This is a genomic window from Edaphobacter sp. 12200R-103 (assembly GCF_010093025.1).
Taxonomy (GTDB): Bacteria; Acidobacteriota; Terriglobia; order Terriglobales; family Acidobacteriaceae; genus Edaphobacter.
This window is the reverse complement of the sequence record NZ_CP048114.1, coordinates 718,229-742,464: the sequence shown is the minus strand read 5'-3', so window position 1 is coordinate 742,464 and position 24,236 is coordinate 718,229. Positions and strand designations below refer to the sequence as shown.

The window sequence follows — 24,236 nt, the reverse complement described above, 5'->3', positions numbered from 1 at the left end:
CGGAGGACACTATGGGCGACTATGAAGAAGTTAAAGAGATAAAAAAACCCATGAGGTTCGAACGTATTCTGCAGGATGATATTCCCAGAGGAAGAGAGGGAAAGCACAAAGAGATCATCCGGCAGCTTCTTAGCGATATCACAGAGCTTCCCCCGGGCTCGGCCCTGAAGATTCCGCTCGCAGAGCTTCCCGACTCGAAGGAGAATATTCGGGCAGCACTGAGCAGAGCAGGCAGGCAGAATAACCTCAATCTCGCAACATCGAGCAACAAAGAGTTCCTGTTCGTATGGGAAGCCCCGCCGAAGAGCTCCCGGGAAAACCGCTGATCCCGTAAAACGAAAATTCAAAGATGGAATCCTGCACTATCTTCCGCTCCTTGAAGAGCCCGCGCAAAATCGATGGCTGGGGGACAAACCTCTCGACCGAAAGCTCTATCATGGAGAAGGAGCTTTGAATGTCCCTCTTCCCTCTCTTTCTCAAACTGACTGGCCGTCGTGCGCTCGTCATCGGCGCTGGACACCTGGCTGAGTCCAAGATCGATTCTCTTCGCGCCGCCGATGCTGCCGTCACCGTCATTGCTCCTGAGGTCAGCGACCGAATCGCCGAACAGGCAGCCTCCGGAGATCTGACCCTGCGCAAGCGCCGGTACCAGACGGGCGATCTTGCGGAATCGTTTCTTGTCGTTGCCGCTACAAACGATCCGGCTGTCAATCGCGCTGTCTTCGCTGAGGCAACCGCCAGCGGGGTTCTGTGTAATGCGGTCGACGATCCGCCCTTCTGCGACTTCTACTTCCCTTCGATCGTCCGGCGTGGCGACCTGCAGATCGCCATCTCGACTGCCGGAAACTCTCCCGCGCTCGCCCAGCAACTCCGGAAAGAGTTGAACGAGCAGCTGCCGCTGGACCTTGGCGAGTGGCTTACCGATCTCGGCAATCTGCGCCGTGAGGTTGTTGCTGCCGAGCCGCTGAACGAGTCTCGCCGGCTTCTGCTACATGAGCTGGCCCAGCGTCAGGTCTGCGCCTACGATCAGTGTCCTTCCCGCCTGCTGGCGCGGGAACACGCCCTGACTAACACTCAAACCGCGGAGAAGGCGTGATCTCGATTCCTGACGCTGAATCTGGCTATGTCTATCTCGTCGGCGCAGGTCCGGGCAATCCTGCGCTGCTGACGTTACGCGCTGCTCACCTGCTCAAAACTGCCGATGTCATCCTGCCGGATGATCTCGTGAGCGATGAGGTTCTCAATCTCGCCAGCCCGACAGCGGATATCATTCCTGTTGGCAAACGATGCGGGCAGCCGCGTATTACGCAGGCGGGAATTCACCAGCTCATGCTCGAGCACTCCAAGGCAGACCGTTCTGTCATTCGGCTCAAGTCCGGCGATCCGCTTATCTTTGGCCGGGCCGCCGAAGAGATCGGTTTTCTGCGTGAGTACTCCATTCCCTTTGAGATTGTTCCTGGAATCACGACGGCCTTCGCAGTCGCTGCCAACCTGCGGACGCCGCTCACCGATCGCAGCCGTGCTTCGAAGCTGATTCTGGCGACGGCGCATCACGCCGCCGGAAAGGTATCGCTGACACCAAACTGGTCAGGCGCCTTTCCTGATGAAGCCACATTAGTGATCTACATGCCGGGGCGCAATTTCGAGACTCTCGCGCAGGACCTCATCTCTTCGGGCATCGCTCCGGAAACGCCATGCACTGCAGTCTCCCGCGCCTCCACCCCCAGCGAGCACGTCCATATCACGACACTCGATCGGCTTTCGAGCACCGATGTCGGTCCGTCTCCCGTGATCTTGCTGATCGGGCCGCCGGTCTCTCAATCGGCTTACTAATTAGAAACGCGCCCTCTTTCCCGCGTTCCCAGATCTACCGGATGGTTCAGCGACGACGCAGAGCTTCCAGCTCGTCGAGCGTACGGGGCCAGTCCTTACCGAGCAAACGTGAGAGGCTGCGGTCCGCAAGCAGCCGTCCGCCGGTCTGGCACTGCGGACAGTAGTTTGTCTCATTATCCGCATAGCGTATTCGCTGGATAGGGCTGCCGCAGCGTGGGCAAGGCTCACCAAAGCGTCCGTGCACTGCCATGTCCTTTCGAAATGCGGTAACCTTCTCGGGGAAAGATGCAGCAGCTTCAGCATTGAGACGATCTAGCCAGAGCTGCAGCGTCTGCTGTGTCGCAGCGAAAAGCCGCTCCCACTCATCCGCCGACAGCTTGTGCGTGAGTTGGATGGGTGAAAGCTGTGCAGCGTGCAGAATCTCATCGGAGTAGGCGTTGCCGATTCCGCTCAAGATACGCGGATCGGTCAAGGCTCGTTTGAGCGTGCGATTCTCCGCCTTGAGAGCCGCCTTGAACTCGTCGATGCCGATCTCAAAAACATCCAGACCGCCAGGATCGACGGCGGCCAGATCATGCCTGTTGCTGAAGAGATGCAGCGATGCACGACGTTTCGATCCCGCTTCCGTCAGCACTAAGGATCCGTTCGGGAAATCGAATGCGGCCAAAGAGTTCCGCCCTGCCAGCTTCGCACCCGCAGATCGCCAGTGCAGACGGCCGGCAATCATCAGGTGCAGTACGAGCCAGAGACCGTGATCGAATTCCATCACGATGCGCTTACCGATTCTGCCGAGCGACTGTATGGTGTGCCCTTCGATTGCCTGGAGAGACGGAGTTGCCGTTCGCAAGAGAAACGGGCTCGCCAGACGAACAGACTCCAACCGCTGGCCGACGATTCGCGGCTGCAGCGCAGTCAGATAAGCGGAGATGTCGGGCAGCTCCGGCATAGACGTCAGGGTAAGGATCTCCAGCGCCCGATTCAAGGATAAAAGTGCTGACACCAGACCGGCCACCGTGAACAGCATATGAGGCGAAGACCTGGCAGCAGTCTTCGCCTCGAAAGCAACTCTGTCTAACCCTAGAAGGTCAGTCTCGCTGCAAGTTGGAAGCTCCTGGGATCGCCCACCGCGGTTGCTGCTCCGAAGGACGGATTGGCACGGGAGGGATACTCTCCACTGCCCCAGGTTCCATTGGGAATCATGTTATTCCTATGATTGAGCGCATTGAAGGCCTCCGCCATAGCCTCCAGATGAACCCTCTCAGTAAGTGCAAAGGTGCGGCTGAGCCGTGCATTCACGTTGAAGAAGTCGAAGCCTGTCCCCGCATTGCGGCCGATCACAGCACCGGCAAGTCCTTCCGTGCATGGATTCGTTCCGACAAGAGTGTAGCCGAAGGTGCATGGCCGCTGCGTGGTCTGCTGCTTCGTCTGCCCTCCCGTCGTGATATTGAATGGAAGCCGGGAATAGTACTGCAGGATTCCTCCAAGTTGCCAGCCATGCGTCAGGTGCTCAGTGATCGTGCTGACATGAGATGTCGGCGTGTGGAGGGTCGCATCGAAGACAAGACGGTGCCTCTGATCGTCATCGGACCGGCTGCGATCGACGCTCAGGTCGAAGTTGTTGATGGGTGAGCTGAAGAAGAACTCACCGACATTGTCCATCGCCTTCGACCATGTGTACGACACACGGGCAGAGCCCCACGATGCCGGGCGCTCCAGCAAAGAGACCGAAAGGCCGTCGTAGTACGAGTCGAAGAGTGAATCATACGGTTTGATATTGCCCCGTGTAGGATCAGGCCTGGTTCCGTCCGGATTGATGTTGCGATTCAGCGAAGACAACAGGTGCAATCCGCGAACGTGCTGATAGGAGAGGCCAAGGGTAAGATTCCGGGCAAGCTGCTGTTCCACTCCCAGACTTGCCTGCTCGGAGTAGGCGTTCTGTATGTTGCGGTTCATCAACGAGTAGCTGATCTTCGATCCGGGATTCGGCGCTGTCGATACATCCGGGAACACCGGCGCTCCAACATCTCCCGGAACATAGGTGTATTGCAGCAGACGTCCCTGCGTGGGATCGATCGTATTCCCGGCAGACAGTAACGCATTTGCCAGCGCCCGCAACGGTACACGGTCATAGAACAGCCCGAAGCTGCCGCGAACCACCGTGTGCTTATTTGTGAAGGGCGACCATGCAAAACCTACTCGCGGAGATACATTGTTTGCATCCGTGTTGATGCTCTTCAGAAACTGCAGGTCGTAGCGGATCCCCAGGTTCAGGGTCAACGATGCGCTCGCCTTCCACTCATCCTGAGCATAGAAACCAAGATTGGGATTGTTCTGCTGGATATAGGGAATCCCGAAGTTCTGGGAGAAGGAAGCATATGCGGCGCCACTGGACAGAAATGCCGTGAGCGATGGGAAGCTGTAGGATCCGAAGCTCGCCATGGGGAATGTAATCTTGTCCTCGTTAAAGAGGAAGTCGACGCCAGTCTTGAGGGTGTGCGCCCCACGTTGCATCACCAGATTGTCCACTCCCTCGTAGAGATAGTTCAACCGAGCTGTGGGAGAAGAGGAAAAGCGCCCGAAGGTCGCTACTCCGCTGATGCTGACAGCCGGACTGTTCTCGAAGTTTGGAGGGGCGTCCAGACTGTCATAGGTAAATTGTCCCCTGGTCTCATTGAACGTACGCGGCGAAAGTGTGGCTACATTGCTGATCGCAAGCGTGTGGTTGGTGTCGCGAACTGCGGTCCCATAGCTGACGTCCGCCAGCCCACCCGCACCGCGAGCATTAGTGCTGTCCAGCCGATAGTAGCTGTACCTCGCATTGAATTGATCCGTATCGCTGAAGCGATGATCTCCACGCAGAAACGTCGTGTCGGTATGCACTGTCGTGGGATAGAACGTAGTAGCTCCCGCTCCCACGGAAAGACGTGGCCCATGAAACGCGATGGCATTCAGATGATCGTTGATCTGCAGCGCTTGGGCGGGGTTGATGGTGATGACGCCATTTGTATTGAGACGTCGCCCTTCATAGTTGCCGAACAGGAAGGTTCTGTCATGCCGGACAGGCCCGGAGAGACTGGCGCCATACTGTGCCTGCGTGATGGGAACTTTATTGCGCGACAGAGCGTTCTGCGCATTGAGTCGCTGGTTCCGCATAAAGCCGTAGAGCGTACCGTGCAGATCATTGGTCCCGCTGCGAGTAACAATGTTGAAGTACCCGCCCATCGCGCGCCCAAACTCAGCCTGACCGCCGGAGGTCACCACCTGGAACTCGCGAATTACATCCATGCTGTAGAAATTTCCGGCCAGGCCCGCTGCATCGTCATTCGCAGAAAGACCATCGACGACGAAGCTGTTGGAGAAGTTCCGCTGGCTGTTGACGGAATAGCCCTGTCCTACAACAGGAGAGGTCTCCGCAAAGGTCTGCACGCTGGCCGTATTGGTGGGGCTGATGCCGGGAGTGAGCAACGATAGATCGAGGAAGTTTCTTCCATTGTAGGGAAGATTGTTGACCTCTTCCTGCAGTACCGTCTCAGAGATCTGGCTGCGATTCTCTTCGAGCACCGGCGTCTGTCCTATTACGTTGACCGAACTGCTGGTCGATTCGACTCCGACCTGAAGCGTTACATCAAATGCTCCCCCGACAGTCAACTGAATCTGTTTTTGCGTGAGAGCGAAACCGGATGGCTGTGTTGAGAGCGTATAGGTTCCGATAGCAAGAAATGGGATCCGAAAGCGTCCCTGGGTGTCCGTTGTCGCCGTATAGCTCTGGTTGGTGGCCAAAGCTACAGCCTTCACGATCGCGTTCGGTACGACCGCTCCACTTGAATCCATGACTCTGCCTGTCACGGAGGCTGTAGTAAGGGTCTCCTGCGCTCTGGCGGTCGCCAACAGCGCGGTGCAACTTAATAATGCAACGATCAGCTTTACAAGATGCTTCACAATGTCTCCAGCGTTCTGGCAGCCCGGTTAAATGGCTGCGGCCCAAAGATGGTTTCAGGCGGAGATGTGAACGGCAGGTGGACCTCGCTTGAGGTTGGCAGAGTCCTGAAAAACTTCCCGAGCAGATCGCCTCCAGCAGATGGCCGTTTGACCGCTCTGCATGAAAGCGGACGGTACCCCCTGAACAGGCTGCCATAGGAGAGGATTTGGGGTGCATGGGACCGCTCCCGGCGCATAGGGACATCTCTCAACCAGTCTTGCAAGACGAGGCGATGCAGAAGATGCGGCGTTATCGGTGCCGCCCTCTGTCATGCGCATTGCGCATTGATGCTTTCCGTGCCGCCGGCAGCAGGCGGGAAGCAGGGCGGCCTGCCCAACCGGCGCGACGATGAGCAACGCCACAAAAGGCAGGACAAGGCTTAGCACCGTCAGAACGGCACTGATTCGCCACGGCCCTCTCGTTCTGCTGCTCATTTGCCTTCCTGTTATTTGCGCGGGGATGCCTGCTCCCAAGAGAGTCTCCCGACTCCGCGATCCTTCCATGCCGGACATTCAGGGACGAAGCATGCAGGCAGATTCCAGCTTTGCACACAGTAAACAGCTGCAAAGACCCGCTTACGATGCGGGATTTAAAGCAGATGTCTCGCGTGCGCTGGACGAATGGGGATTAAAGGAAGATGGAAGGTGGCCCGCGCTTCTGACGCGAGGGGTCGCGCGAGATGCGCCACATCGACTGCGTCTGGGCAACGACGGCAGGATGGCTTACAAGCCCGGCATAGATACTTGCCTGAACCGGAAGCACCGTCCACCCAGTTTGGATCGCAGTCGTCACGCCGGGAAAATACGGGCAGTGATCGACGGACGAGCGGACGCTCGGAGTCTGGGAAGACGTCGACTGTATTGCCATACCCATGCAGTGATGCCTTCCTCCACGGCGGCAGCAGGCAGGCAGATTTGCCTCACTCTGCGCGCTAAGAGCGAAGAGAGGCGACGCCAATGGCAGGCTGAGTATCAGCAGCAACGCGATGGAAAGGAGTCGTCGCAACGATTCTATTGAAGCATCGTCGCGCTGGAGACGCAAATCAGTTCTTCCGATCACGCCGGAATAATGCCGTATTTCTCTTTCAAAAAACTCTTGAGACGAGCCGGCACACAGGTCGCTATCTCCTGCCACGTGACCAGCTTTAACCGGCTGCGAAAGCTGTAGCTGCGTACCGCCTGTAGTGCACGAAACCAGCTCTCCTGAAGATCGGCACGGCGACCGTCACAGAGCAACGCAAAGCTCACCTTCGCGGAGTACGCCGCAAGAATACCCCGGAGCAGTTGGTATTGGGGGACCAGATCGTCGGCGATCCGAAGTTCTGCAGGATCGAATACCTCCTCAAAGTCGCGGTAACGAAGCAGAAGTCGTTTTGGGGCCGGACGAAAACCAGTTTCCGTCAATTTGGCCTCGACCAGCAGATCCCCAATGCGCATATCCACCTCGGTCTGGTCCGTCTTCTCGTTCAGAAGCGGTGTATGCGGTCTGACTCCGAACTCCGGGATAACTCCTGGGTCTACCCCCAGCGCTGCACAAAGATCACGACTGCGCAAAACCCTCGGGTAACAGAAAATGTTCATCAGCAGCGCATCGGAACTGTTTCCGCAGTCCAGCTCACTTCTCTCTGCCCGGTCCCATCGTCGCGCAATCCAGCGGTCGCCCGTGTAGCTCTTGTCGAGACGTCGCCGCCACTCAGGACGAGCGCAGATAGCCCGGTAAGACGCATCGAGAAAGTTTCCATGCGCAGCATCTTCTTCCTGATAAATAACGCTGGGAATGGAGCCATAACTCAGCTCGTGTCTTCTCTCAAGCGCGCGATCCACGTTCCTCCGGCTGAGATCGCGGCGCAGGCTCGAGCTGCTCAATGGCTGCATCCCACAATTTTAGGCGAAATAATAGCGAAAGTCATCCATTTCGGCTCAACACGCTGTATGCAAAGGATCAGCTGGGAAGCAGTCAATGAGACTGCCTGCGAAAAGATAGTCCGTTAAAAAAAGAACCAGGGACAGACTGCTGAGAGTCCGTCCCTGGCTAACGACAGTCGGCTAAGTCTAGAAGAGCCCCCTTCACTGCCAGCTGGATGCTACAGTTATCGCCGGAGGTCGACTGAATCTGTCCGACTTTTTTTGGGATTGAAATCTTCGACTAGAAGATGACCTTGACTGCGAGCTGGATGCTGCGGTTGTCCATCGACGTGCCCGTAACCCTTCCCACCTGGGAGTTGTTGATGTTGCCCTGCGGGTTCGAGAAGATGGGGTGATTGAAGATGTTGTAGGCCTCTGCGCGGAACTGCGCATGCACCCGCTCATAGACCTGGACGTTCTTGATCGCTGAGAAGTCGACGTCGGTCGTGCCGGGTCCACGAAGCACGTTACGGGTAACCCAACCTTGAACTGAAGGGTTGTCGGCTGAGTTGCGGCTGTAGGAACCGGTGTAGTTGTTCGTGAACACCGAATCGTCAAACCAGTGGAGAGGCGATGGGTTGCTCAGATAAGCATCCGACACCGTCTTGCCGGAGACCAGAAAGGCGCGGCAGCCGATATTCGCTGCAAAGTTGCAGCCGCTGCGTGAGACGTTGAACGGATAACCGCCACGAAGCTGAATGGCCGGCTGGACGGACCAGCCACCGGCCAGCGCATTGGCTGCGCCAGATTGCAGCCAACGCTTGCCCTTGCCGAACGGCAGCTCATATCCACCCGAGATAACCGCCTTGTTGCGGTTATCGAAGTTCGAGTACGAGCGGTCGAACGACATCGAGGTCGCGAAGGATGAGTCGTTCGCCGCAGCCTCACCTGAGAAGTTGTCGATGTTCTTCGACCACTGATAGCTGGCCAGGTAGTACAAGCCATGGCTCGCACGCTTCTCGAGCTTGACCGAACCGCCGTGGAAGTTTGCATCGCCCCTGGTGCTGCTGGTCAGAACGCCCTGGCTGAACGCTGGATACGGCCGGTTGGGGTTGAGTTGCCCAGCGGGGACCGTGCACCCTGTCGCGGCGTACGACGGCACCACAAACGGATACTGGGTGCACTGGTTCTGGTCGTAACGCTTCCAGGATTTGTGGGTTTCACTGCCCGTGTAGGCAATCTCAAGGATCATGTTGTGACCCAGATCCTGCTGCACGCTTGCGGTCCACTCTTCCGTGTAAGGACGGTTGTTCTTCGGAAGAATCGAGAACGGTGAAGGCACCTGTGCTACGCCGATTGCCTGCGTTGGATCGGGCCAGAGCTGATTGACGAAGGTGCTGTTGAACGCCTGCTGGAAGTACAGCGGAGCAGCGTAACGGGTGAACTGCAACTCGTTGGTATTGACGTTGTCGAGGTAGATGCCAAAGCCCGCACGAACAACAGTGCCTGGCCGGGCCTCATACGCCAGACCGACGCGCGGCATAAAGCCCTTCTTGTTCGGTTCGATGATCCCAGGACGATACGTCCTGCTCAGATCGTAATAAGGCTTGTACGAGTTTGGAATGTTCGCCGGGATCTTGCTGAAAGTAACTAGTCCCGTGGTCGGATCAAGCGTGCCTTCCAGTCCGTTTTGTTCGACAAACGGACTGTTGTACTCCCATCGCATGCCGAGAGTGACCGTCAGGCCGTGGCCGAACTGCCATATATCGTTGAAGAACGCGCCATAGGTATTGTCACGATAGTGGCCCAGCGTCGTTCCGGCATTACCGTTGCATCCAGAAGTGCACATGCCGCGTGCATAGTTCTGGAACTTGTTGTAGTAGACCTGGAAGCCTGTGACCGGGTCGGTATAGGTTTTTTCGCCCACGGGGCAGTTGCTCTTGGAGCAGTTGTCGAACGTGGCGTTGCCGCGAGAGTTGTTATCGGCAATCTGCCACAGACGGCGGTTCTGATATTGGAAGCCAGTCTTCCAGGTATGTCTGCCGTGCACAATGGAGAGCGAATCGCCGATGCTGATGACGTTCTCCTTACCACCCTGGTCGCCCGCACCATCACCCACGTTGTTGTAACCCGCGATCGTGAAACCGGCGCGGCCATTCTGCTGCTTCGACGTGAGTGCCGTAACGTTGGTCAATCCTTCCGCAGCGGCCCACTGCGTCGTGGGATCCTGCAGTACGGCGAGCCCGATGTTGTAGAACTGGTTCCAACCTACGCGCACCTCGTTCACGATGTTCGATGAGATGAGGTACGTATTGCCAAGTACAGCGTTACGGCCCACCAGCGGATTCGAGAGGCTACTGCCGGTCACCTGGGGCGTGATCTGTGCGGAATTGAAATCGATATACCGGGCGAAGAAGGAGTTCTTCTGGGAAACAATCCAGTCCCCGCGCAGCGTGTAGCTGTTGTAGTTCTCGGTGAACATTGCGTTCTGAAGCGCATAGTTGTTTCCGTTATAGCCTGGTACTGGCGAATCGCTTGCCAGCTTAGGATAGGTTGCGGCTAGTACGGATGAGGCCTTATTGGAATTCCAGAAGGCGGGGTTCCAGCCAGCCGGATTCTTAACGCCGACGCATATTGTGGTCGCACTCGGTGCGCAGGTTTGCTTCAGGATAGCTGCATTGCCCGCCACATTTGGATCCGCTGCAGTGGCATCGCCGCCAAGCTCTGCTTGTGTCGGGAATATGGCAAACGCCGGGTTGGCGCGGGCTGACCTCATCCCCTCGTAGGCGCCAAACATAAACAGTTTGTCCTTGATGATCGGGAAGCCGACCGTGCCTCCATACTGATGACGATAGAAGTCGGGCTTCACAGGACTGCTTGCCACGGTTGTGAAGTAATTACGAGCGTCGAAGATCGCGTTACGTGCGTACTCATACACCGTGCCGTGAACCGAGTTCGAGCCCGACTTCGTCACCATCGAAACAACCGCCTGCCCTTGGCCATACTCCGTTGAGAAGGTCGAGCGCAGCAGATTGAACTCCTGGATGGCATCCGTGTTCGGCAAGATCGACATGTTGTTGAAGCGCATCGAACGGACATACGTGCCGTCCAGCACGTAGTTCGTGGATGAGGCGCGTCCACCGTCTACCGCGATGTAAAGCTGGCGGCTGCTCGTCTGGGTGCCCGTCTGCGCGGGAGTGCCCGTCTGGCCGCTCTGCGGCGGTGAAACGCCCGGGGAAAGCGCTGCAAGCTGAAGCACGTTACGGCCATTCAGAGGGAGATCGTTGATCTGCTTCTGGTCGATAATCTGGCCAACCGTAGCCTCAGACGTCTGCAACTGCGGCGGCAGCGTGCTGACCTCGACCGTCTCGGTCCTCTCACCGACGCTCAGCGTGACCGAGCCGTTCGCCGTCTTTCCGATTTCAACCGGGAGCGAAGCAATGGTGCTGGTCTTGAATCCCTCTTTCTCAACCCGAACGCGATAGTTCGCCGGGGGAATATTGGGAATCGACCAGTCACCGCTGTCATTCGTGGTGGCGGTACGCTCTGCGCCGGTTGCATTGTTGATCAGATGAACCGTTGCTCCGGGCACACTCGCGCCCGTGGAATCCGTTACCTTTCCGACCGCGTCAGAGCTCGAACTGGCCTGGCCGTATGCCATCGGTGAAAACACAGCAGTTGCAAAGACGGGCAGAACAGCCAGCGCAAACGCCAGACATGTTCCGCGCATCACGCGCTTTCCTGTACCGAGTAAGTTCGTGGTGGCGGCAGAACCTGAACTGGTCTGCATCTCCCACCGCGCCGAACCGTCGGTGATCTTCGTAATCATGAGTTGAAGCCTCCGAAATTGCCCGCACAGCAAAGTGCGGGGCTGTGACCTGGATTGCACAACTATCCCTTGGTGAAAAATTGGGAGCGTTATGAGACGTCTCATTTTTTCGGGAGCATCCTATCGACGCCTAAATTCGCCTGTCAAGCGCTAATTTCAATGGGGGATCAATTCCAATTCCTGGATTCGTCTCATTCGGCTTTCTGATCCGTCGAAAGCCCATCGCCGCCGCCGCGCGCGCCGAAAAGACGGCCCTCCGAGAGAGTTTGGTATCCGTGCGGCTTCAAGGTAGAGTCAGAGGAACCGATTTTTTGCCTGTTCTGTCTCGCTTGAACACCGGTTTCCTCAAGCCTGCCAGACGGAGGGAACAACTGCGTGAAGTTTAGATTGTTAGCGGCTCTCTTCCTGGTTCCGGGAGCATGGTACGGCGCCAGAACCTCCTACATCGCTGAAGCTCAGACACGTGCCGCCGGACAGGTTCACCGTCCGCCGGCGTATCCGGACCGTCCACAGGCCCCCGCAGAGGTGATCGCGCGAGGGAAAGCGACCTATGGAGTCAGCTGCGGTTTCTGCCACGGCTCTGATGCTCGCGGCGGAGAGGTCGGGCCCAACCTGCTGCGCTCCAGCATTGTCATGCAGGACAAGGAGGGAGAGCTGATCGCGCCTATTGTCCACGGCGCGCGCGCTGATAAGGGCATGCCCCGCATTGAACTGAGCGACGCTCAGATTAAGGATGTTGCCGCCTGGCTGCACAGCATTCACATCGCCAGTCGTACCGATCCCAACGAGAACAACATCGACATCGTGCGGGGCGATGCAAAGGTCGGAGAAGCCGATTTCCAGAAGCGCTGCGCCTCCTGCCACTCCGTAACCGGTGACCTGAAAGGCTTCGCCGCCAAGATGCCGACGCCGAAGGTCCTGCAGCAGACGTGGCTTTTGCCCGATGGCGGAGCAGGCCCGAACGGCGTTCCCAGGGTTCGCATGCAAAACCTTCATGTGCCTCCAGTCACTGTGACCGTCACCTCACCCACGGGCGAGAAGGTAGAGGGCGTGCTGACCCGCATCGATGACTTCTATGTAGGAGTGAAGCAGCCAGACGGAACCAATCGCGGCTTTACACGTGTCGGCGATGTTCCGAAGATTGAGATCCACGATCCGCTCGCTGCTCATCGCGAGCTTCTGCACAAATACACCGACAAAGAGATTCACAACATAACGGCATATCTGGTGAGCCTGAAATGAAAACACTGCTGTCCTCTCTGCTCGCTGCATCCTTTGCACTGGCCGCATCTCCCGCAAGAACCCAGAGTCTCGATCCAGGCCAGATCCTCAAACCGAGTCCTGATTCGTGGCCCACGTACTCGGGCGACTACTCCGGACGAAGGTACAGCTCCCTTGATGCCATCAACCAGTCGACCGTAAAGAATCTGTCGCTCGCCTGGGTATCTCGGCTTCACACAGGCTCCCAATCTCTGCCGACAGAACCTCCGACGATCGTAGCCGGCGAAGGCACGGCCGAGTTCAACACTCCAGCCAACATCAAAGGCTCCATACTGCAGGTCGATGGCGTTCTCTACGTCTCAACACCCGACAACGCATGGGCCCTCGACGCGCGCGACGGCCACATGCTCTGGCACTACTACTGGAAGACCAAGGGCGGAACCCACATCGGCAATCGCGGCATGGCCATGTGGAAGAACTGGGTCTACATGGAGACGCCAGATAACTACCTGATCTGTCTCGACGCCAAAACCGGCAAGGAGAAGTGGCACAAAGAAATTGCAAGCTTCGATGAGCAGTACTTCTCCACCATGGCTCCCATCGTCGTCGGCAATCATCTTCTCGTCGGTACAGGAGATGACCTCGACGAACCCGGATTTCTGCAATCCTACGATCCCGAAACCGGCGACGTGCAGTGGAGGTTCTACACCGTCCCGATGAAGCAGGGCGACCCGGGTCTCGACACCTGGCTGAATCTGGACGCGGCTTCGCACGGCGGCGGCAACGTCTGGGTTCCCGGCTCCTACGATCCCGAAACCCACCTCTACATCTTCGGCACCGGCAATCCGAGCGCCGCCTATACCTCGCAGAAGCGTGGTCCGGGATCAAACCTCTATACCTGCTCCATCATTGCGCTCAATGTCGATACCGGAAAGATGGCCTGGTACTACCAGAACTCCCCTCACGACACTCACGACTACGACTCCGCACAGACCCCTATCCTGATCGACGGCATGTTCAACGGCAAGATGCGAAAGATGGTACTGAACGCAGCACGCAACGGCTACTACTTCACGCTCGATCGCCTGACCGGAGAGCACCTTGTTACCGGGAAGATGTCGAAGACGGTCAACTGGGCCAGGGACACCTACGATAAGAATGGAGCGCCCGTCCGCATTCCAGCAAAGGATTTTGACCTTGCAGGGGCGCTGGTGTCGCCGGCGAATCAGGGAATTACCAACTGGATGCCTCCTGCCTATAGTCCCGACACCGGCCTGATGTACGTCCAGACCACGGACACTTACGCCATGTACTACCTGACTACTACCGATCCGCGGGGGTCCATGGGGCTCGGCGGTAAGGACGAACAGAGCCTCGGCAGCATGGGCAGCTACATCACTGCCATCGATTACAAGACCGGTAAAGTGGCATGGCAACATCGCTACTCCGGAATCGCGAACTACGGCGTTCAGCCCGGTCTTTTGGCGACAGCAGGAAAGCTGCTCTTCACCGGCGATCCCGGCGGGAACCTGGTCGCCTACGACGTCGCTAATGGCAATCCCCTGTGGCATGCGCGTATTGGGGTCAGCAACGCTCCGGAAACTTACATGCTCGATGGGCATCAATACATCCTGGCCGGCGCGGGCGATTCTGTTTACGCATTCCGCCTGAACTAGCTTCAAACCGAATACACTCATTCGGTGAGGGAGAGGATTGCTTCCGTGCAGTCTACCCCTCATGGAGATTCACAAGCTCTGTGAAGGAAGGACTTTTAGCAATGAAGCTGCAGATGAGATTCCGGCTGAGCACCATGATGTTCCTCGAGTACTTCGTCTGGGGAGCCTGGTACGTCACTCTTGGGACATGGCTGGCCTCGGGCCTGCACTTCAACGGCCAGCAGATCGGCCTTGCTGCAGGCGCCACCGCCGTCGGCGCCATCATCGCTCCCTTCCTCGTAGGCCTTATCGCTGACCGTCTCTTCGCGACCCAGAAAGTCCTCGCATTTCTCCACATCGTGGGAGGTATCCTTCTCTTCGCGGCCGCTTCTCAGACCTCCTTCGGAGCCTTCTACACCCTTCTTCTTCTCTACTGCCTCTGCTTCATGCCCACGCTGGCGCTCACCAATTCCCTTGCCTTTCGACAGATGAACGATCCCAAGCAGGAGTTCGGCGCAATCCGCGTCCTCGGCTCCATCGGCTGGATCATCGCCGGACTGGTCATCGGCTCGCTTCGGCTTGAAGCCACGGCCATCGCAATGCGGCTGGCCGCTGCCGCTTCCCTGCTGCTGGGGGTCTACAGCCTCACGCTCCCGCATACGCCGCCTCTCGGAAATCGCAACGATCGCTTCTCGCTCACGAACATCTTCCCGCGTGAGGCCATCTCGCTGCTCAAAGAGCGATCCATGCTCATCTTTGTCCTGGCGTCGTTCTTCATCTGCATTCCGCTCCAGTTCTACTATGCGTTCACGAATCTCTTCCTCAACCAGGTAGGCGTCGAGAACGCGGCCGGCAAGATGACCGGCGGACAGATGTCCGAGCTCGTCTGCATGATCCTCATCCCCTGGTTCTTCCGCAGGCTGGGAGTCAAGTACATGCTCGTCGCAGGAATGGGAGCCTGGGTGCTGCGTTATCTTCTCTTCGCCTACGGAAACCCAACCACGGGCATGTGGATGTTCTGGGGAGGAATTCTGCTGCATGGAATCTGCTACGACTTCTTCTTCGTGACCGGGCAAATCTATATCGACCAGAAGGCGCACGCCGATCTGCGCGCCGCCGCTCAGGGACTCATCACCTTCATCACCTATGGCCTGGGCATGTTCGTCGGTTCATGGCTGTCCGGCTTCGTGGTCGAGCACTACGCTCTCGCGACACCACAGGCCGGAGTAACCTACAACTGGCGCGCCATCTGGATCTTCTCGACCATCATCTCCGCGCTCGTTCTGCTTTTCTTCCTCTTCACCTTCTCCGAAAAGGAAGATCAGGCGGTTTCACCACAGGCTGAAGATCCGCAGCTCAATAGTGTCATTCCCTAGGCGTGTATCGATACCGTCTGAATCCGATTTGCACGGAGGTGTCATCCTTCGACTACGCATTAGCGCGCTAGGCTCAGGCTGACACCTCCGTGCAAATTAAGAGACTATCCTGGCCTACTGCCGTACCTACGCAACCAACCCTCGCCTCTCGCCCGCAGTCTTTTGATACCAGTCCCTGCGCGTGAGAGGAAGCCCGCTGTATCCCCGGTTTGACCGGCTCAGCAGCGTCTGGTAGACAATCAGATCGCCTCGATGAAACTCAACCGCCGAACCGGCCAGGTAGAGCAGCCACGTACGATACGTCGCCTCTGAGACCATCTGGCGAACCTGCAGGGCATTCGCCTGCAGGCCGCGTGCCCAGGCACGCAATGTCAGCTCATAGTGCTCTCGAAGGTTATCGACATCGCGCACTTCGAATCCTGCAGCTTCCGCGCTGCGCAACGCTTCGGAGATGGTCGCAAGCTCACCCTCCGGGAAGACATACTTCTGGATAAATAAAGAACTGCTCGCCCGCCTCAGCATTGGCATCGAAATCAGCGCTCTGGCAAACCATCCATTGCCTGCACGTGACGCGCGCGCAATTCCATGGTTCATAAATACTCCTCCAGGCTTCAGCATCTGGTAGACCGTGGCGAAGTACTGCCGAAGATTTTTCACACCCACGTGCTCAAACATGCCAATGCTGGAGATCTTGTCAAATGGAGCGAACCTTTTCGGCGCCTGCCGATAATCCAGCAGATCTACCCTGCAGCTCTGGTCTAAATGCGCTCTTTCGATCCTCCTGCGCGCAACTTCCGCCTGTTCTTTGCTGATCGTGATTCCCTGGGCGTATGCGTTGAACTTTGCCCCGGCATGGAGCACCATGCTTCCCCATCCGCAGCCGATATCCAGGAAGTGTTCGCCTGGCTGCAGATGCAGCTTGCGGCATATCAGGGAAAGCTTATTGGTCTGTGCGACAGTAAGGTCGTCGTCGGGCGACTCAAAGTAAGCACAGGAATATGCCCATGATTCTCCCAGCCACGGTGCGTAAAACGCAGCGGGCTGATCGTAATGGTATGAGATCGCCTCCTGGTCCCGTCTCAGTGTGTGCGGCCCGCCTTTCGTCCAGCGCTTCACCGTCTCAGCAGCGATAAAGGAGAGCATCTCCACAACATGCTTGCGGCGCGCCTGGGGTGTGTGAAAGAGATATCCCGCCACTTCGAAGACAGCGAATATATCTCCTTCGAGATCGATCTCACCCGCAAGATACGCCTCTCCCATCGCAATCTCGCTGGGCTTTTCCATCAGCATAGTCAGTGCGGCTGGATTCTTGAAGATAAGCGTGCAGCGCGGCTCGCCGCGCTCCGGCCAGTTCCACGTCCATCCATCCCAAAGGTGGATCGCAAAGGACTCTCCCGTATATCGCTCAAAAAGAGATTGAAAACGTCTGGCCCTGTCACACTCCGTTTCAGTAGGCATCTCCATCCGCCTCCTTTGCTTGCGTCGGATCAGTTCAGGAAAGCCCTATAAATATTCGATGCCGATTACCCGGTCAAAGAGCAGTGTCCAGACGAAATGACTCTTTGTAAGGGACAACGGGGTATCCCTTTGCCTTCCATGCGCTCAACCCGCCACGCAACACCTTCAGGCGGCGAAAGCCGAGCGACAGGCCTCGCTGCACAATCTCCACACTGGTCTTCTGGCCCTCGCAGGTGCAGTAAACAACCGCGTCCACCGTGTCGGATAACAGCGATGGATCTGCCAAAAGGTCCTTCGGCGGGATTCGCTTTGCGCCTGGGATCATCTCCGAATGAGCCAGAAGATCCAGCGGCTGGCGAACGTCGAAGACCAGTACCTTCGCCTCAGGGTCCAGCAGCGCATGCAGCGCATCTGCATCGATCAGGTACTTCTCTATCTCACGCCTGCGGCGAGACCGTATCCGCCACGCCACACCCCCGATGCTTCCGATCACCAACAGCGCCAGGGCTGACATTGCACTTGCGTACAGCATCCTCTGCTCCTTCTCCCGGTTCCTTCCGGGTTCCGCGACAATGGGGATACTTTTCAGATTCTCTCCCCATCCCATTGGATTCTGTATCTCCTTTTATTCCCTGACGGCCTTTAAGACGCAGAGGAGGCAAACAATATGCGAAGATTTCCCAAGGGCAACATGGATTCAAACGTACTCTCAGATCTCCTCCACAGGACTTTCGGCTTCTCCGGCTTCCGCGCCAATCAGGAAGCCGTATGCCGCGCTGCCACGGAGGGCCGTGATGTCCTGCTTGTCATGCCTACCGGGGCTGGAAAGTCTCTCTGCTATCAATTGCCCGCAATTGCCCGCGGTGGCACGGCGCTTGTCATATCGCCCCTGATCGCCCTCATGGACGATCAGGCTGCGAAGCTCTCCGCACTTGGATTGCGCGTCGCCCGGATTCACTCCGGGCTTCCCCGCGAACAGTCTCGTCAGGCATGCCGTGAATATTTGGACGGCACCCTCCAGTTTCTCTTCATCGCCCCGGAGCGCATGCGTGTTCCCGGCTTCCCCGAGATGCTCGCCAAACGAAAGCCTGCGTTGATCGCCATCGATGAGGCGCACTGCATCTCGCAATGGGGTCATGATTTTCGTCCCGATTACCGCACACTCGGAGAGTACCTCCCTTCCCTGCGGCCCGCGCCGGTCATCGCTCTCACCGCCACAGCAACCCCAACCGTTCAGCGCGATATCGCGGCGCAGCTTCGTCTCCAGAATCCCGCGCTGTTCATCCACGGCTTCCGCCGCCACAATCTCGCCATCGAAGTGGTCGAGCTCTCAAAGCCGCGACGCAGCCAGTTCGCTGTCGACCTGCTGAAGTCCGCGGCGAACCGCCCCGCCATCGTCTATGCTCCGTCACGCAAAGCCGCAGAAGAGCTTGCGTCACAGCTCGGAGGCAGTGCCGCCGCCTATCACGCCGGCCTGGACCCCGCCACGCGGGAGCGCGTGCAGCGCCACTTCCTCTCAGGCAATCTTGAAATCGTCGTCGCCACCATCGCCTTCGGCATGGGAATCGACAAACCTGATGTCCGGACCGTCATCCACACCGCGCTTCCTGCCTCCGTCGAAGCCTACTACCAGGAGATCGGACGCGCCGGTCGCGACGGCCTTCCCTCGCGCACCGTCCTGCTTCATTCCTTTGCGGACCGCAAGATGCACCACTTTTTCCTCGAGCGCGACTACCCCGCTCCCACCGAATTAGCGCGTCTCGCCCGCGTCCTCACCGGCGACTTCCAGGCCCCCGACGATCTCCGCAAGATCACCCGCATGGACCTCGAGACCTTCGAGCGCACTGCACACAAACTCGTCGCCCAAGGCGCAGCCGCCTTCGATATTGCGGGCAATCTCCGCGCCGGAGAAAACCGTTCCTGGCAGTCCGGCTACGATCAGCAGCTCGCCTTCCGTCGCTCGCAGATCGACCTGATGGCGCGCTTCGCCGAAACCCCGCAGTGCCGCATGACTGCCCTCATCCAGCACTTCGGCGATACCGCCGACGGCCTGCGCCCCTGCGGCCACTGCGACTTCTGCTCGCCCGAACGCGCCACGGCGCAGACCTTCCGCACACCCACTCCGCAGGAAGAGCGCCAACTCCGCGCCATCCTCGGAGCGCTCGACGGAGCAAGCCCGCGAGCCACCGGCAAGCTCCACAGCGATCTTTCGCTCGGCATCGATCGCAAGCAATTCGACATCTACCTCAACGCGCTCATACGCGCCGGATTCCTCACCCTCAGCATCGATTCCTTCACCAACGCCGAAGGCAACGTCATCACATTCAAGCGCGCATCGCTCACCCACGAAGGCCGCACGCTCGACCACAATGACGATCTCGCCGTCCTGCTCCCCGGCAATGACCACACGGCAGCTCCCGCAAAGAAGCGCGACCGAACGACAAACCGTCGGGGGCGCACCACTTCCGAAGCGTCATCCCGACCTGAGGCTCGAAGGGCCGGAGCAGAGAGATCTGCTTCTCCATCCCTCACCCCCGCACAGAAGACCCTCGAGCAGCAGTTCCGCGACTGGCGCAAAGCCGAAGCCGCAAAGACCGGCAAACCCGCTTTCATCGTTTTTGGAGATTCTGTCCTCCTCAACATCGTCCAGGCACAACCCCAAACGATCCAGGAACTTCTGAACGTCTCCGGCATTGGCCCCGAAAAAGCGGACCGTTACGGTGCCGCGATCATCGCGCTATGCCGAAATCAAGATGGACGAGACGAAAACTCGGATACCACTCCACCTGCGGCAGACGTGTCATTCCGAGCGAAGCATCAAAGCCGCGTAGAACCTGCCCTAAGCGAAGGAGAATGGGAGGACCTCCCGCATCTTTCCCGTATTGCCACGGAATCGGCTCCTCAAAAACCACCTCCGGCTGCCGCGCAACTACAACCACCTACCCTGACCTCGGCCCAGCAGGCACTCGAAACTCGTCTCCGGGACTGGCGCACCGCCGAGGCCGAGCGCCTCGGCATGCCCCAGTTCTTCGTCCTCGGCTCTTCCACTCTGCGCAATATCGCGCTTGAGCAGCCTCGAACCCTCGCACATCTCAAAAAAGTTGATGGCATCAGCCTCGAAAAGGCCGAAAAGTTCGGTGCCAGCATCCTTGAGATCTGCGCTAGCTAGCTACTTCACTGCATCCGCAATCGGCCTCCCTGCCTGCTTCTCCTGCTCATTCCAATCGAGCCCAAGATACTTCGCCAACGTAGCCGCCACCTGGCTCTGGGTGACGGGCGGCACCTTGCTCCTCACCCCAAGGGTCGACACATCGCGCCCCATGAAACCCATAAAGATGTACTTCGACTCGGGAACCTTCTGCCCATGCGACCTCCACTCCTCAGGAGCCGGTCCGCGCCCGTGGTCCACCAGAAAGATCATCGTTGTCTTTCCTTTGTACTCCGGCATTGCTTGCAACTCATCCCACAGGGTCTTCATGTATCCATCGACACGATGCGCCGACTCCAGGTACTCGCCGTAGTTCCCTGCATGCGCCCACTCATCCGTTTCCCCCAGAGATAGAAACACGACTCTCGGCTTCTTCACCCGAATGAATTCCAGCGCCGTCTCAAACACCGGAGCGTCATACGCCTCATCCTCCCACACGCGCGGCGAATTCGCCTTGATGTCGTTGATGAGCTTCATCTCCCGTGTCATCGGCGACATCGCCATCGGATCGTACCCCGCATTGACCGTGCAGCTAATGCACTTTTCCGGATTGACCGCATTCGCGATCACATGCCACGCCCCGAAAGCCGCAACCTTTCCCTGAAATCCCGGTTGCTTCGACAGCCACGCCAGAACTGTCAGGTTTGGATTCGGCCTGTCGTCGTTCGAATCAATCCTTGGATCGCCGTGACCTGTCAGCGTCTCGCTGTATCCCGGATAGGAGAAGTTGAATCCATTGGTCACATAAGCATCCGAACCCGCATCGCGATCACCGTAGATCTGCCCTTGCGGAATAAACGTGCTCCAAAGGAACGGCATCAGCTTCTGCCGCCGCTCTTGCGGTGTAGCCGCCAGATACTTCTCTCTCAACGAGCTCACCTCGCGCTTGTCGAAATAACGCTCCGCCGTCAGCAGGCTCTCATCGGCTCCACGAAAGACCTCCTGCCATCGCAGCCCATCGGTCATCACCAGGACAACTCGCGCATCGTCCGTCTGCTGCGCCTGCGCACCCACCATCCCCATCACACCAAGCAGCAATCCCAAGGCAATCGTTCTCATCGACAAGCCGCTAAACTCCTTTCCACAACTCACGCACGCCATCCTCTCAGAGAACTCCACCCCAGGGCCAGCCCTCAATCGCAACTGTTTTCGTGCTGTCCGATATGCTACTGTCGCAATCGATGCCTATGCCCGACGACTGCCGCCACGCTCCAGCCTCGACAAAAGGCCGTTCGACCATAGACGAGCGTGCGAATCACTGCTTCGGCTGCGGGCCGGAGAACCCTCAGGGGCTGCATCTGGTCTTTTCAACCGATACGAGCGTGCCCGGGCATCCCACAGCGACCGCGCACTTTCAACTCGACCGGCTGCACGAAGGGCCGCCCGGCTACGTCCATGGCGGCATCATCGCTACTCTTCTGGACGAAGCCATGAGCAAGATCAACCGTCCCCTCAACGTGCTCGCCGTCACCCGTCACATGGAGATCGATTATCTTCGTCCCGTGCCGCTTTACCAGAGCCTGACCGTCACCAGCCACCACCTGCATCGCGAAGGCCGCAAGCTCTTCCATCGGGCGGAGATTCTCTCCTCCGACGGAACCACGCTTGCCCGCGGCAAAGGCATCTTCATCGAGCTCGACCGAGCTCTCCTCGCCAGAGCAGGCTTCACCCAGCCGGAAGACTGAACCGACATCAATCCCCTTGCCGTCATTCTGAGCCGAAGGCGAAGAATCCCTGTATCTCGCCCTTACCGCCACTGAAATTCGAAAAAGAGCCTAAACCTCCGACTCCTCCCAGTACCCCTGATCCCGCAAAAAATACTTGTCGTTCCAGCTGTGCATCATGGTCTTGAAGAACATCCATACCATCCGTCCATGACCCAGCTTCTGAAATCTGCGATTGGTCGTCAGCACCTTCCCGCGCACAATCCGGAACCGTATGCGGGCTACCCTCTTTGAAAGCAGGTAGTCTTCTGCGAACAGCGCCTTCTCGTTGAAGCCTCCCAGCGCATGGAATGCCTCGCGATCGAAGAGCATAAACATCCCCGTCGCAAACGGTTTCAGAAGCGAGCCGAGATGCTGCATGAAGTTGTTACCCGCATACAGCAGGTCGTCAAACAGGTTCCCTTCGCGGCATCCGATGCTGGTGGTTACAAGGTGCAGCTTCCTTCTCCTCATCCTCCACAGAGCGCGCCGCAGCAGCGTCGGCTCCGGAAGCTCCACATCCGCGTCCAGAAACAACACATACGGCGTCGTTGCCAGCCGCGCGCCGGCGTTTCTTCCCACCGATGGCAGCCCGCCCTCAATCACCTCCACCAACAAGCGGTCCCGAAAGCTGAGCGCGACTTCAACGGTGCCATCGATCGAACCAGCGTCCGCGACAATCACCCTGGTCTCCGGCATCCCAGGATAATCCTGTCTTTCGAGCGACTTCAGCAACCTGGGCAGCATCCCGGCTTCGTTCTTCGCCGGAATCACAATCGTCAATTCAGGGGCCATCCTACCTCCAGGTGCCAACTCCACAACTTCCCTCGGTTCATCCTGCCGTCCGTACAGTTTTCCTCTCATCAACCCAGTTTGAATTTCAGGCAAAATTACGCAGCCCCGAACCTGCCCGGTTAGCCCCGGTCTTCAGCATCTATGACATTTGCCGTAGACCATCCGCTTCAGCGCAAAGTCACTTCATCGTAGAGAAACAAAACTGATAAACTTAAGTCTCTCGCCGCTCCCTCCCAAATTTCCCGATGGAACAGCGGCTCCCAAGGAGAATCGTCATGGCAGACCACACCTCAAACGGCAATCTCGGATCCTCTTCCCTTCGTCTCAAGACCGGCCTGGCCGAGATGCTCAAAGGCGGCGTGATCATGGACGTCATGAACGTCGTTCAGGCTGAGATCGCCGAAGAGGCCGGCGCCACCTCCGTCATGGCGCTCGAGCGCGTTCCGGCCATGATCCGCGCCGAAGGCGGCGTCGCCCGCATGGCGAACCCCAAGCTCATCAAGGGCATCATCGCAGCCGTCTCCATTCCCGTCATGGCGAAGGCCCGCATCGGCCACTTCGCCGAAGCCCAGGTCCTCCAGGAGCTCGGCGTCGACTTCATCGACGAGTCCGAGGTTCTCACCCCCGCCGACGAGACCTACCACATCGACAAACACGCCTTCACCACTCCCTTCGTCTGCGGCGCCCGCAACCTCGGCGAGGCCTGCCGCCGCATCGCTGAAGGCGCAGCCATGATCCGCACCAAGGGCGAGGCCGGAACCGGCGACGTCGTCCACGCCGTCCAGCACATGCGCCAGATTGTCCGCGAGATGAAGGCTCTCACCGTCCTCGACGAGGGCGAGCTCTACAACCAGGCCAAGCTCCACCAGGCGCCCTACGAACTCATCCGCATGGTCGCCCAGACCGGCAAGCTCCCCGTCCCCAACTTCTCCGCCGGTGGCATCGCCACCCCCGCTGACGCCGCCCTCATGATGCAGCTGGGCGCCGAGGCCGTCTTCGTCGGCTCCGGAATCTTCATGAAGGAGCGTGCCACCCCGCTCGACGTCGAGAACAACCCCAAGGAGCGCGAAGAGGCTGTCTCCCGCGCCAAGGCTATCGTCATCGCCACTACCCACTACAACGACCCCAAGATCGTAGCCGAAGCTTCCGAGACCGTCACCGGTACCATGAAGGGCCTCGCCGCGGCCGCCCTCGAAGAGCACGAACTCCTCCAGACCCGCGGCTGGTGACGCTGGCCGCGTCAGGCGGACGCGACCTTCGGCCGTCAACACATTTGCCTTCGCATAAACCGGGTGCCCCATCTTCGGCGCAGCTTCATCGCGCCTAAAGTGGATT

Annotated in this window: 18 protein-coding genes; 9 read left to right on the top strand and 9 right to left on the bottom strand. The window is 58.2% G+C overall.

The features are described 5' to 3' along the window. Window positions 1-11: 11 nt before the first annotated feature. From GWR55_RS03115 to cobA, 3 genes are all read left to right on the top strand, one after another. The gene (locus GWR55_RS03115) at window positions 12-326 is read left to right on the top strand and encodes a hypothetical protein (RefSeq protein WP_162400950.1); all 315 of its coding nucleotides are present in this window, start codon (window positions 12-14) and stop codon (window positions 324-326) included. Window positions 327-454: 128 nt separating this feature from the next. After that, on the top strand, window positions 455-1,096 hold the full coding sequence (locus GWR55_RS03110; protein ID WP_162400949.1) for a bifunctional precorrin-2 dehydrogenase/sirohydrochlorin ferrochelatase: 642 nt from the start codon (window positions 455-457) through the stop codon (window positions 1,094-1,096). Further along, a complete protein-coding gene (gene cobA / locus GWR55_RS03105) occupies window positions 1,093-1,833 on the top strand; it encodes a uroporphyrinogen-III C-methyltransferase (protein ID WP_238398609.1) in 741 nt (246 codons plus the stop codon). Before GWR55_RS03110 ends, cobA begins: the two co-directional genes overlap by 4 nt. 46 nt (window positions 1,834-1,879) lie before the next feature. Here the strand turns inward: cobA and GWR55_RS03100 are convergent, their stop codons facing one another. From GWR55_RS03100 to GWR55_RS03080, 5 genes are all read right to left on the bottom strand, one after another. Next, window positions 1,880-2,845: an Fpg/Nei family DNA glycosylase gene (locus GWR55_RS03100; protein ID WP_238398608.1), complete on the bottom strand. Its 966-nt coding sequence runs from the start codon at window positions 2,843-2,845 to the stop codon at window positions 1,880-1,882. 65 nt (window positions 2,846-2,910) lie between these two features. After that, window positions 2,911-5,772, bottom strand: a complete 2,862-nt coding sequence (locus tag GWR55_RS03095; protein ID WP_162400948.1) for a carboxypeptidase regulatory-like domain-containing protein — start codon at window positions 5,770-5,772, stop codon at window positions 2,911-2,913. Window positions 5,773-6,439: 667 nt separating this feature from the next. Further along, complete coding sequence (locus GWR55_RS03090; protein ID WP_162400947.1) at window positions 6,440-6,817, bottom strand: hypothetical protein; 378 nt, start codon at window positions 6,815-6,817, stop codon at window positions 6,440-6,442. A gap of 50 nt (window positions 6,818-6,867) precedes the next feature. After that, the gene (locus tag GWR55_RS03085) at window positions 6,868-7,686 is read right to left on the bottom strand and encodes a hypothetical protein (RefSeq protein WP_162400946.1); all 819 of its coding nucleotides are present in this window, start codon (window positions 7,684-7,686) and stop codon (window positions 6,868-6,870) included. 271 nt (window positions 7,687-7,957) lie between these two features. Beyond that, a complete protein-coding gene (locus GWR55_RS03080; protein ID WP_238398607.1) occupies window positions 7,958-11,485 on the bottom strand; it encodes a carboxypeptidase regulatory-like domain-containing protein in 3,528 nt (1,175 codons plus the stop codon). 375 nt (window positions 11,486-11,860) lie between these two features. Between GWR55_RS03080 and GWR55_RS03075 the strand changes: the two genes are divergently transcribed. From GWR55_RS03075 to GWR55_RS03065, 3 genes are all read left to right on the top strand, one after another. Continuing rightward, window positions 11,861-12,727 carry a c-type cytochrome gene (locus tag GWR55_RS03075; protein WP_238398606.1) on the top strand — a complete coding sequence of 289 codons (867 nt, stop codon included), beginning with the start codon at window positions 11,861-11,863 and terminating at the stop codon, window positions 12,725-12,727. Continuing rightward, window positions 12,724-14,382: an acido-empty-quinoprotein group A gene (locus GWR55_RS03070; RefSeq protein ID WP_162400945.1), complete on the top strand. Its 1,659-nt coding sequence runs from the start codon at window positions 12,724-12,726 to the stop codon at window positions 14,380-14,382. The genes GWR55_RS03075 and GWR55_RS03070 overlap by 4 nt, the downstream gene beginning before the upstream one ends. 101 nt (window positions 14,383-14,483) lie before the next feature. Next, window positions 14,484-15,737 (top strand): MFS transporter, encoded by a 1,254-nt coding sequence (locus GWR55_RS03065; protein ID WP_162400944.1) that lies wholly within the window; start codon window positions 14,484-14,486, stop codon window positions 15,735-15,737. Between the two features lie 126 nt (window positions 15,738-15,863). Here GWR55_RS03065 and GWR55_RS03060 read toward each other — a convergent pair whose 3' ends face one another. After that, the gene (locus GWR55_RS03060) at window positions 15,864-17,195 is read right to left on the bottom strand and encodes a class I SAM-dependent methyltransferase (RefSeq protein ID WP_162400943.1); all 1,332 of its coding nucleotides are present in this window, start codon (window positions 17,193-17,195) and stop codon (window positions 15,864-15,866) included. Between the two features lie 73 nt (window positions 17,196-17,268). Next, a complete protein-coding gene (locus GWR55_RS03055) occupies window positions 17,269-17,727 on the bottom strand; it encodes a rhodanese-like domain-containing protein (RefSeq protein WP_238398605.1) in 459 nt (152 codons plus the stop codon). Window positions 17,728-17,862: 135 nt separating this feature from the next. Here GWR55_RS03055 and GWR55_RS03050 point away from each other — a divergent pair, with 135 nt between their 5' ends. Next, window positions 17,863-20,364 carry a RecQ family ATP-dependent DNA helicase gene (locus GWR55_RS03050; protein ID WP_238398604.1) on the top strand — a complete coding sequence of 834 codons (2,502 nt, stop codon included), beginning with the start codon at window positions 17,863-17,865 and terminating at the stop codon, window positions 20,362-20,364. Here GWR55_RS03050 and GWR55_RS03045 read toward each other — a convergent pair whose 3' ends face one another. After that, window positions 20,365-21,462 carry an alkaline phosphatase family protein gene (locus GWR55_RS03045; protein WP_162400942.1) on the bottom strand — a complete coding sequence of 366 codons (1,098 nt, stop codon included), beginning with the start codon at window positions 21,460-21,462 and terminating at the stop codon, window positions 20,365-20,367. 122 nt (window positions 21,463-21,584) lie between these two features. Here GWR55_RS03045 and GWR55_RS03040 point away from each other — a divergent pair, with 122 nt between their 5' ends. Further along, the gene (locus tag GWR55_RS03040; protein WP_162400941.1) at window positions 21,585-22,088 is read left to right on the top strand and encodes a PaaI family thioesterase; all 504 of its coding nucleotides are present in this window, start codon (window positions 21,585-21,587) and stop codon (window positions 22,086-22,088) included. Between the two features lie 90 nt (window positions 22,089-22,178). On the opposite strand, the gene GWR55_RS03035 is transcribed toward GWR55_RS03040, so the two are convergent. Next, window positions 22,179-22,901, bottom strand: coding sequence for a glycosyltransferase (locus GWR55_RS03035; RefSeq protein ID WP_162400940.1), 723 nt, complete (start codon window positions 22,899-22,901; stop codon window positions 22,179-22,181). Between the two features lie 275 nt (window positions 22,902-23,176). Here GWR55_RS03035 and pdxS point away from each other — a divergent pair, with 275 nt between their 5' ends. Further along, window positions 23,177-24,130, top strand: coding sequence for a pyridoxal 5'-phosphate synthase lyase subunit PdxS (gene pdxS, locus GWR55_RS03030; protein ID WP_162403730.1), 954 nt, complete (start codon window positions 23,177-23,179; stop codon window positions 24,128-24,130). Window positions 24,131-24,236: the final 106 nt, after the last annotated feature.

Bases quoted from the DNA above. Each gene is read 5' to 3' on its own strand.
- GWR55_RS03065 (WP_162400944.1), top strand. From the start codon at position 14,484: ATGAAGCTGCAGATGAGATTCCGGCTGAGCACCATGATGTTCCTCGAG.
- GWR55_RS03080 (WP_238398607.1), bottom strand. From the start codon at position 11,485: ATGATTACGAAGATCACCGACGGTTCGGCGCGGTGGGAGATGCAGACC.
- GWR55_RS03055 (WP_238398605.1), bottom strand. From the start codon at position 17,727: ATGCTGTACGCAAGTGCAATGTCAGCCCTGGCGCTGTTGGTGATCGGA.
- GWR55_RS03035 (WP_162400940.1), bottom strand. From the start codon at position 22,901: ATGGCCCCTGAATTGACGATTGTGATTCCGGCGAAGAACGAAGCCGGG.
- pdxS (WP_162403730.1), top strand. From the start codon at position 23,177: ATGGCAGACCACACCTCAAACGGCAATCTCGGATCCTCTTCCCTTCGT.
- GWR55_RS03085 (WP_162400946.1), bottom strand. From the start codon at position 7,686: ATGCAGCCATTGAGCAGCTCGAGCCTGCGCCGCGATCTCAGCCGGAGG.
- GWR55_RS03050 (WP_238398604.1), top strand. From the start codon at position 17,863: ATGCGAAGATTTCCCAAGGGCAACATGGATTCAAACGTACTCTCAGAT.
- GWR55_RS03040 (WP_162400941.1), top strand. From the start codon at position 21,585: ATGCCTATGCCCGACGACTGCCGCCACGCTCCAGCCTCGACAAAAGGC.
- GWR55_RS03115 (WP_162400950.1), top strand. From the start codon at position 12: ATGGGCGACTATGAAGAAGTTAAAGAGATAAAAAAACCCATGAGGTTC.
- GWR55_RS03045 (WP_162400942.1), bottom strand. From the start codon at position 21,462: ATGAGAACGATTGCCTTGGGATTGCTGCTTGGTGTGATGGGGATGGTG.
- GWR55_RS03060 (WP_162400943.1), bottom strand. From the start codon at position 17,195: ATGCCTACTGAAACGGAGTGTGACAGGGCCAGACGTTTTCAATCTCTT.
- GWR55_RS03070 (WP_162400945.1), top strand. From the start codon at position 12,724: ATGAAAACACTGCTGTCCTCTCTGCTCGCTGCATCCTTTGCACTGGCC.
- GWR55_RS03110 (WP_162400949.1), top strand. From the start codon at position 455: ATGTCCCTCTTCCCTCTCTTTCTCAAACTGACTGGCCGTCGTGCGCTC.